Raw genomic sequence first — 5,772 nt, 5'->3', positions numbered from 1 at the left:
CACCGGATGTCGTTGTAGAGCACGAACAAGATGCCCTGCAGGCACAGCCGGTCATCCAGCGGTCTCGGACCCGGCGACCGCTCCGGCCACCGCGGCAGCAACGGCTCTATCCGGGCCCACAATTCATCCGACACGATCCACGGCTTGTCACCCACACCAACACGAACGGCCAAACCGCCACCCCGGTCACGCCCACCAGCCCCACATCACAAGATCGTGTTACGAGCTCAAAGCGTTCGTTGCCGGCTCACGGATTCCTGGCGCAACCGCCCAGTCCAGCGAAGGCAGTGCCTTCTACAAGGGACAGGCAGCCAAGGTGCTCGCGGCCCTGCTCCACGCCGCAGCGCTGGACGGGGCGTCGCTTGAGCGCGTGCTGACCTGGGCGCGCAAGCTGACAGATCCAGCACCGGTCGGCATCCTCGACGCCCACCCAGGCGCCGGCCCGGGGTGGTCGGACATGCTCCGGACCGCAACGACCGGGGACAGCCGCACGGTGGGGAACACGGCCAGCACGCTGGACGCGGCGCTCGAACCTCTCATGCACGAGTCGGTGGTCCGCGCGCTTCAGGGAAGTGGGGAGCCTCCCACCGACTTCCGCCAGCTCCTCGACGAGGGAGGCACCGTCTACCTGCTGGGGAAGGATTCGGAGGTCAACTCCGTCGCCTCCCTCACGACCGCCGTCACGGAAGACCTCCTGGACGTCGCCGAAGCGCACGCACTCACCTCCCAGGCCGGGAGGCTGGACCCACCTCTCCTCGCGGCGCTCGACGAGGCACCGAACATCGCGCCTATCCCCTCGCTGCGGCAGCGGGTCGCTGACGGCCGGGGCCGCGGCATCACGGTCGTCTACGGCCTTCAGGGCTGGGCATCGGCGCGCGCCCGCTTCGGAGAGGACACGGCGAACGAGCTCGCGTCCTTCACGAACCACGTCGTGGTGTTCGGCGGCGCGAAGGACCCCTCGTTCCTGATGGACATGTCTGACCTCTGCGGTCAGGTCGAGCGCGCACGGACGACGAAGACGACCACCGGTGGAGACCGAGGAGGGCACTCCACAGCAACGCACATGGCGGTGGAGCCGGTGCTTCGCGGTGACCAGATCAGGGCCCTCGCCGACGGGCACGCCCTTGTGCTCGCCGACAACCTGCCTCCCGTCATCACCCGCCTCGACGGCATGTGGACGTGGGACTCCTGGGGAGCCATCCAGCAGCACGTCGCCGCCCTCAGGGCGGCCAACGAGGCTGAACGATCGCGTCGAGCCAGCGCGGAGAAGCAGCGATCAGGAGCGCACGCAGCCGAGTGGAAACGCCGTAGAGAAGGAGCAGTCCGGCGACGCCACCCTCGACCGCCCTCGCCCAACTCGCCCCGTTCCCCGAACCGCCTGCCCTCGTCGTCGACTACATCGCGGCGTGTGCCGCCGAGGAGTCCCTCGTCGACGGCCCGGCGCCGTGGGACCTCGGCGCGCTGACAGCCGAGCTGATCACGCCCTTGCCCGCATGGCTCGACTCGGTGTGCCGATGGCTCAACCAGACCTACGCCTGGCAGCCACAGGACGTCATCCCCCCGTGCTGGAGACATCACGGGAACCTGACCTACGAGATCGCCGCACTGGCCTTCGCTCGGGCCGACGCCTACCGAGACGCTGGAGCGGCCATCGTCTGGCACGAACAGTACGACCGGTTCCTCACCCGCATGAACAAGGTGCTGGGGAAGGCAGCCGATGAGTGCAGGGTCGGCCGCCACGGGGATCGGCCCTCACGGTTCCAGCTCGCCGCCTGGCCGGCAGCGCCCGCTCATGGCGTTGAGGACCAGCAGAACGTCCAGAAGGGGCCGAAGTCGCAGTGATGCCGGAACCCGACATGGTGTTCGCGTCCGACCCGCGCCGCGGCCTGGTCGCGCGAAGCGGATGGGAGCGCGAGGAGGCCCGCACCGTGCTCCGCGACCTCGGCTGGGAATGGAACGAAGACCTGCATGCCCTCGTCCCACCGGGAGACGCGCCGGAGCCTGAGGCTGGTGTGCTCGCCGTGGAGGAACTGCATCGGCACGGACACCGGACCGGCTATGCCGTCGGGCCCTATGGGGCCACGCAGTTGACCCTCGGCCGCGCGGAGCTGGTGTTCACGACGTTCGCTGAGCACCAGGGTCAGGCGCCCCAGCCCGGCACGGGCCAGCAGCCCGTCACCGAGGCCGAGTGGGCCTACAGAGCGCGCGAGCAGACCTTCGACCACCCTGCGCACGAAGCCGGCTCGGCACCTCCGCCCATCTGAATTCACAGATACTTGCACAACAAAGGCGTCACCAAGGTTCCCGTTCCAGCGCCATGGCGAATTCCAGATGGGTGCCACCCGCCGTCATCGGTAGGGTAGTGGGACCGCGTTCCTCACCGGCGGCCCTGGTAGCTGAGCACGAGCGACGCACGCAGGGTTCTGATTCGTTGTCTAGCCAGGGTAACGGCACGATCCGTCAGCTTCGACATGGCGCTCCCTGCGCCACCTGACCGCCACGAGTTACCGCCTGAAAGACTAGTCAATTCACTTGCGCTGGTTATTCGCTCCAGCTCACTTGGTCATGCTCGCGTCACAGTGATCAGCACCGGGCACTGGATGCCAAGACGGGCGCCAGCATCGCCAACCACTTCACTCAGCCACCCAATCGAGTCCGTGGTCCACTCACATAGGTGGCCCTGCATCCTGACGCCGCGAAGCGCTGGACCGCCCCAGAATTGATCACCGAAAGGCGGCAGCAGAAGGGCTCCTGATTCAATCAATTCAAGAGTGACGCGGTCAAATACTCCACCGCTCAGACTGTCAACTTGATCGGCGAGCTGATCTGCAATATCGGTCACCGCGTAGCCCTGGCCACTGGCAATGACGACTTGCGCCGGGGTAGCAATCGACTGATGACCTGCTGGGAACCAGTCTTTTGTCTGCATCGCTGGCACTGGGGCGTAGGGCGGGCGCTCTGCATCAACCAACCCGCCGAGCGGCAGGAGGATCTGGACCGCAGAGAGGTCTATGGCCCCGACCCGAGCTGTTGCGCTCGCGGCACACTGCAGAAATGGCTGTACGGGTAGCGGTCGGTCATCTGCCACCCTGCTGGCCTCGACCTGAAACCAGGAGATCAGGTCTGTGTCCGCAGCGGCGAGGGGGTGGTTCCATCCGGCATCGTTCATGCTCCAGAGGCCGGACGCGCGGTTCATCCCGGCTTCGGATCCGCCGCCGGCTGATCGGTCGTCGAGCCAACCCATAGCGATCGATCGCTGGTAGAACAGCGCGTGAGCGTCAGGCTTCGGTTCGTGATCGACTAGCGCGAGAGGATCCAGCGTTCCGTAGAGCGCAGCAAACATGGTGCCCGCGCTGAAGCGGGCTTCAGGCGCGATGCCTGGTTGTGCTGAGATGCGGCGCTTGGGCACGCTGGATCCTCTCTCATCGCCTCGCCACTGCGCGACGGCCTAGTCTCAGAAGACGCGGCAGTTGACTTCCGCCTGGCGGTAGGGCCACTCCGAGGTGTCACCCTCCCCGACCACGTCAACGTCTACGTGGTTGCGCCACGAAGTCTGCACCGTGTTGTCGCAGTTCTTGCGTGCGACGGTGCGGTCGCCGCTTCCGGTGTAGGGCCGGAGCGTCTTCCGCGGCGAGCATGCCTTCTGCCGCCAACTGTTGTCCGTATACCACTCGTAGAGGCAGTTGTACACGACTGCGCGGTCTTTACTGCACGTCCCCTTGCGCCACCATCCATGGCCAGATACCGCCACACCGGTGCCAGAACGGTGTGGGTTGTCTCGGCCGCTCTCTGGCGTGCAGGCCGCCAACGGCGCGGTCTCCTCCGTGGCCTTCCCGCCCCTCCCAGGCCACCATCTCTTGGCCCGCCATGTCCACGTAGACCTCAGTCGCCTCGGCTCCCACGGGGGCAACGCCGGGGACGGCGTCTTCGTACGACGCGAATGCAAACGCGGGATCAGCGTTCGCAGAAGAGACCGCGAGGCCCTGGAAGCCGAGTACAAGCACGAGCGTTATCGCAGCTAAGCGGTAGCGCCTTCTGTGGGTCATATCTCCTCCCGATGTGTCGGACTCGGGGGAACGAAACCAGCAGCCCAGACGAGCAGTCAACGGTGTTTCTACACCATGGCCGGTTATCGCCTTCTCGGTTCGACACCGCCAGCCCACTCTGCCGCTTGAGCAGCGGCGGACAAGGGGGCGCCTGTGCGGCGACTTCGTCGCCGACGCCGTCCCGCCGTGCAGGAAGAATGAGGACGACACTCGGAAGGCCGCTGCTGTTGCGGTGAATGCGCTCTTTTCAACCCGCCTTTGCTGCTAGCCGGCTGGGCCGACAATGAGTGAAGCCCCTGGTAGACGGGTTCACGACCAAGATTTCCTCCCCCACCGGAGGCTTCGTGTGCTTGTCTACCCGTCCGGACTGGACGCTTCCGTCTCTGCCCTGCGCCTGCTGTCGACCGAGCTCCGCCGACGCGGGGAGGTGATCGAAACCGCTGGCGACGCCTGAACACGGAGTGTCAAGCCCTGCTCACCCTCGCCCACCTCCGCAACGGCCACCCCTACGCCCAGCTCGTAGCCGGATTCGGCATCGGAACCACGACCGTCTACCGGTACATCGCCGAGGCTGTGGAGGTCCTGGCCGCTCTCGCACCGAGCCTCGCCGAGGCAGCACGGACCGCCTCGGCAAAGGCGTTCATGCTGCTGGACGGCACACCCCTGCCGATCGACCGCATCGCCGCCGACCGACCGTTCCACTCCGGCAAACACAAGAAGCACGGGCTGAACGTGCAGCTCCTCGCCGAACCCTTCGGCCGACTGCTGGTGGCGCCCCCAGCTTTACCCGGCGCCGTCCACGACATCCGCGCGACTCGTCGACACGGCATCGCCGACACCCTCACCGAGGCAGGCATCGCGTGCTGCGCCGAGCAGAGCTACCGAGGCGCCGGTGGCACGGCCCACGCCTTGTACCGGGGACGGGGCGGGAGACTCTCTCCGTCCCCGGCAGGCCCCACCACCTCGTCAGGCAGCGGCTACACCCTCACCCTGCCCGGCGGCACGGACGCCTTCCCGGGCTTCACCCTGGATCTCGATCGGGCGCCCGGCCTCGCCTACGTCCGGCTGCGATCACCGTGACGATCGAAGCGGCTGTCGGGCTCGCCCCCGTTTTCACGACCACTCCGTCGAGGGGCGCCGCGACAGTACGACGAGACGAGAATGCCGATCATTTCTGATCGTGCCCGGCCGTCGAGTGTCCGAGGTCGTGGCCGCTAGCCTCGATCTTTCGTGAGGGTCCGCTGACGGAGTCGGCGGACCCTCACGCTGTCCGTGGCTGAGGCCGGGCAGGATGGTGTCCCGGGTGTCGCCTCGGGTGGGGCGCCGGGTTCCACTGTTCCGGTCGGGGTGGTGCTGGTGTCGGGACGGGTGAACCGTTGGTTATCCGGGGTCGGGTAGGAGTGCGAGCCGTTCCAGGGCGCCGGTGATCAGGTTGGTCCAGGGCCAGGGCCAGTGCCGGGTGAGGCGGAGGATGCGGCGGCGGCCGGTGGTGACGAGTTGGGCGGCTGCGGAGAAGAGGCGGAACCGCAGTCGGCGGGGTTCCCAGAGCCGGGCGGTGCCGGTCAGGGCGAGCATGGGCATCCAGGCCAGCAGGTCGAGAGCGAGCTGGACGATCTCGAGCCAGATCTTGTTCTGGGCTGTGGTGTGGAGGGGCAGGTTGCGCAGGCCGGTTGCCCGTGCGGCCCGGATCCGGTCCTCCGCGCGGGCCCGCAGCCGGTGGCGGAGT

General features: G+C 67.2%; 7 protein-coding genes and 1 pseudogene. 4 read left to right on the top strand and 4 right to left on the bottom strand.

The genetic code is table 11. The annotated features are described in order from the left end of the window. Nucleotides 1-173, bottom strand: a 173-nt coding sequence (locus HCJ92_RS21450) for a transposase (RefSeq protein ID WP_209311425.1), incomplete at its 3' end; no start/stop codon positions are given. A 143-nt stretch (nucleotides 174-316) separates the two neighbouring features. On the opposite strand from HCJ92_RS21450, the gene HCJ92_RS21445 reads away from it, so the two are divergent. Genes HCJ92_RS21445 through HCJ92_RS21435 form a run of 3 tightly spaced genes read left to right on the top strand, consistent with a single transcriptional unit; the run spans nucleotide 317 to nucleotide 2,264 of the window. Next, complete coding sequence (locus HCJ92_RS21445; RefSeq protein WP_338054303.1) at nucleotides 317-1,465, top strand: type IV secretory system conjugative DNA transfer family protein; 1,149 nt, start codon at nucleotides 317-319, stop codon at nucleotides 1,463-1,465. Nucleotides 1,466-1,485: 20 nt separating this feature from the next. Then, nucleotides 1,486-1,842, top strand: a complete 357-nt coding sequence (locus tag HCJ92_RS21440) for a hypothetical protein (protein ID WP_209311424.1) — start codon at nucleotides 1,486-1,488, stop codon at nucleotides 1,840-1,842. Continuing rightward, nucleotides 1,842-2,264: a hypothetical protein gene (locus tag HCJ92_RS21435; RefSeq protein WP_209311423.1), complete on the top strand. Its 423-nt coding sequence runs from the start codon at nucleotides 1,842-1,844 to the stop codon at nucleotides 2,262-2,264. Before HCJ92_RS21440 ends, HCJ92_RS21435 begins: the two co-directional genes overlap by 1 nt. Nucleotides 2,265-2,563: 299 nt before the next feature. Here the strand turns inward: HCJ92_RS21435 and HCJ92_RS21430 are convergent, their stop codons facing one another. Further along, nucleotides 2,564-3,409 carry a hypothetical protein gene (locus HCJ92_RS21430; RefSeq protein WP_167935257.1) on the bottom strand — a complete coding sequence of 282 codons (846 nt, stop codon included), beginning with the start codon at nucleotides 3,407-3,409 and terminating at the stop codon, nucleotides 2,564-2,566. 45 nt (nucleotides 3,410-3,454) lie between these two features. Next, nucleotides 3,455-3,691: a hypothetical protein gene (locus HCJ92_RS21425; protein ID WP_245241080.1), complete on the bottom strand. Its 237-nt coding sequence runs from the start codon at nucleotides 3,689-3,691 to the stop codon at nucleotides 3,455-3,457. A 701-nt stretch (nucleotides 3,692-4,392) separates the two neighbouring features. On the opposite strand from HCJ92_RS21425, the pseudogene HCJ92_RS21420 reads away from it, so the two are divergent. Continuing rightward, nucleotides 4,393-4,985 (top strand): annotated as a pseudogene (locus HCJ92_RS21420) (transposase family protein); the annotation flags it as partial. A gap of 441 nt (nucleotides 4,986-5,426) precedes the next feature. Here the strand turns inward: HCJ92_RS21420 and HCJ92_RS21415 are convergent. Then, on the bottom strand, nucleotides 5,427-5,772 hold a 346-nt coding region (locus tag HCJ92_RS21415; protein ID WP_209311421.1), incomplete at its 5' end, for a transposase.

The organism is Streptomyces spiramenti, assembly GCF_012034385.1.
GTDB lineage: Bacteria > Actinomycetota > Actinomycetes > Streptomycetales > Streptomycetaceae > Streptomyces > Streptomyces spiramenti.
The sequence above is the reverse complement of the archived record's forward strand: the minus strand, read 5'-3'. Positions and strand labels throughout refer to the sequence as shown.

Bases quoted from the DNA above. Each gene is read 5' to 3' on its own strand.
- HCJ92_RS21435 (WP_209311423.1), top strand. From the start codon at position 1,842: ATGCCGGAACCCGACATGGTGTTCGCGTCCGACCCGCGCCGCGGCCTG.